We start from the raw sequence: 2,803 nt of genomic DNA, 5'->3' as shown, positions 1-2,803 counted from the left end.
GGCCCGCCCCGCCGCCCCCCCGCGCGCCCCCGGCGCCCGCCGCCGTGTCGGGAAGGGCCCCGGCGCCGGTGAGGGCAGGGGTACGACGCCCCGCCGCGTCCGCGCGGCCGGCCGCCGCGGTGTCCCGCTGCCCCTGCTGCTGCCCGGCGTCCTCGCCCTCGTCTTCCTCCTGCTGCCCCTGCTCGCGCTGCTCGTCCGCGCCCCCTGGCACAGCCTGCCGAACCAGCTGACCAGCACCGAGGTGTGGCAGGCGCTCCAGCTGTCGCTGGTCAGCGCCACCCTGGCGACCGCCGTCAGCCTCGTCCTCGGCGTGCCGCTGGCCTGGCTGCTGGCCCGCACCGACTTCCCCGGGCGCGGTCTGGTGCGCGCCCTGGTGACCCTGCCGCTGGTGCTGCCGCCGGTCGTCGGCGGTGTGGCCCTGCTGCTCGCACTCGGCCGCAACGGCGTCGTCGGCAAGTGGCTCGACGCCTGGTTCGGGGTCACCCTGCCGTTCACCACCACCGCGGTGGTGCTCGCGGAGGCGTTCGTCGCGATGCCGTTCCTGGTGATCAGCGTGGAGGGCACCCTGCGCGCCGCCGACCCGCGTTTCGAGGAGGCGGCCACCACGCTCGGCGCCTCCCGCTTCACCGCGTTCCGCCGGGTCACGCTGCCGCTGATCGCGCCCGGCGTCGCGGCGGGCGCCGTACTGGCCTGGGCGCGGGCGCTCGGCGAGTTCGGCGCCACGATCACCTTCGCGGGCAACTTCCCCGGCCGCACCCAGACCATGCCCCTCGCGGTCTACCTCGCCCTGCAGAACGACCCCGAGGCCGCGATCTCGCTGAGCCTGGTCCTGCTGGCCGTCTCCATCGCGGTGCTGGCGGGACTGCGCGACCGCTGGCTGACGGGGGTGTGACATGACGGCAGGACGGCGGACCACACCCACCGAGCAGTCACGGCCGAAGGATCCCGCACGCATGACCGACGCCCCGGACCCCGACGCTCAGGGCTCCGATACCCAGGGCCCCGACACTCAGGGTCCCGACGCCCAGGACCCGGAGCGGGTGGACCCGCAGGGGCTCGACGCCCGGCTCGTCGTGGACCGGGGCGGCTTCCGGCTGGACGTGGCCCTGACGGCGGCACCCGGTGACGTGGTCGCGCTGCTGGGTCCCAACGGCGCGGGCAAGACCACCGCGCTGCGCGTCCTGGCCGGTCTGGTGCCGCTCGGCGAAGGTCATCTCCGGCTCGACGGCGTCCCGTTGGAGCGGGTGGCGCCGGAGTCCCGCCCGGTCGGCGTCGTCTTCCAGGACTACCTCCTCTTCCCCCATCTGTCCGCGCTGGACAACGTGGCGTTCGGGCCGCGCTGCCAGGGCCTGGGCAAGGCGGAGGCCCGTGCGCTGGCCGCGGCCTGGCTGGAGCGCATGGGGCTCGCCGAGCACGCGGGCGCGAAGCCGCGTCGGCTGTCCGGCGGCCAGGCCCAGCGCGTGGCCCTCGCCCGCGCCCTGGCCACCCGGCCCCGGCTGCTCCTCCTGGACGAGCCGCTGGCCGCCCTCGACGCCCGCACCCGGCTGGAGGTCCGCGCCCAACTCCGGCGCCATCTGGCCGAGTTCGAGGCGGTCGCCGTACTCGTCACGCACGATCCGCTGGACGCCATGGTGCTCGCGGACCGCCTGGTGGTGGTGGAGCACGGCCGGATCGTCCAGGAGGGCGCCCCCGCCGACATCGCCCGCCGTCCGCGCACGGACTACATCGCCCAGCTCGTCGGCCTGAACCTCTACCGGGGCGAGGCCGCGGGCCACACGGTACGACTGGACGCCGGGCCCTCGATCGCCACCACCGAGGAGCTGTCCGGACCGGCCTTCGTGGCCTTCCCGCCCTCGGCCGTGACCCTCTTCCGGGACCGGCCCACCGGGGCAAGCGCCCGTAATCTGTGGCGCTGCGAGGTGGCCGGCCTGGAGACGCACGGCGACCTGATCCGCGCCGATCTCACCGGTGAGCTCCCGCTCGCCGCCGACCTCACCACGGTGGCCGCCGCCGATCTGGAGCTCCAGCCCGGTGCACCGGTCTGGGCGACAGTCAAAGCGACCCAGACCCACGCATACCCCGCCTGAGCCGACGGGCGCTCTACGGTGGGTGCCCATGACCCTGAGCATCCGCAACCAGCTCCCCGGCAGCGTCACCGCGGTCCACCCGGGCGAGGCCATGGCCACCGTCGAGGTCCGCCTCGACGGCGGCCAGCACCTCACCGCGGCCATCACCCTGGCGGCCGCCGAGGACCTGGCCCTCGCCCCCGGCACCCCGGTGCGCGCCCTGGTGAAGTCGACCGAGGTCTCCGTCGCCACGGCCCAGGTCGAGGGCCTGTCGATCCGCAACCAGCTGCCCGGCACAGTGGTCGGCCTGACCACCGGCGCCGTCATGGCGACCGTGCGGATCTCCGTCCCGGGCGGCGAAGTGACCGCCGCCATCACCCGGGACGCGGCCATCCAGCTGGGCCTGTTCGTGGGCTCCGACGTGGTCGCCCTGATCAAGGCGACCGAGGTGGCCCTGGAGACGGCGTAGGGCGACCGGGCCGCCCCTGGGCGGGGTGTCCCCGCCGTCCCCCTACGGGCGACCGAGGCACCCGTACCCACCCCCTTCCGACGCCCGAGGGCCCCGTCCGGAGATCCGGATGCTGTTGGTAAATCCGCAAGGGCCTTCGTGACTACGGCCTGTACGACCCCGTTGGGGTGGTACAGGCCGTTGTCGTGTTCAGGGGTGGGTTCGTGTCGTTGCGTGGTGTGGAGCTGGCGGAGATCCCGGAGGAGACTGCGAGGGTGGCGCGCGCGGT

The 2,803-nt window shown here is 74.9% G+C and carries 3 protein-coding genes; all 3 read left to right on the top strand.

Translation table 11 applies throughout. The annotated features are described in order from the left end of the window. The coding region (gene modB, locus AB0N90_RS37565; RefSeq protein WP_365203977.1) for a molybdate ABC transporter permease subunit at window positions 1-892 on the top strand (892 nt) is incomplete at its 5' end. A gap of 61 nt (window positions 893-953) precedes the next feature. Next, a complete protein-coding gene (locus tag AB0N90_RS37560) occupies window positions 954-2,087 on the top strand; it encodes an ABC transporter ATP-binding protein (protein WP_365203975.1) in 1,134 nt (377 codons plus the stop codon). 28 nt (window positions 2,088-2,115) lie between these two features. Continuing rightward, window positions 2,116-2,535, top strand: a complete 420-nt coding sequence (locus tag AB0N90_RS37555; protein WP_361668972.1) for a TOBE domain-containing protein — start codon at window positions 2,116-2,118, stop codon at window positions 2,533-2,535. Window positions 2,536-2,803 lie beyond the last annotated feature (268 nt).

Origin of the sequence: Streptomyces sp. NPDC093018 (genome assembly GCF_040684035.1) — a bacterium.
In the GTDB taxonomy this organism is placed as follows: Bacteria; Actinomycetota; Actinomycetes; order Streptomycetales; family Streptomycetaceae; genus Streptomyces; species Streptomyces murinus.
The sequence above is the reverse complement of the archived record's forward strand: the minus strand, read 5'-3'. Positions and strand labels throughout refer to the sequence as shown.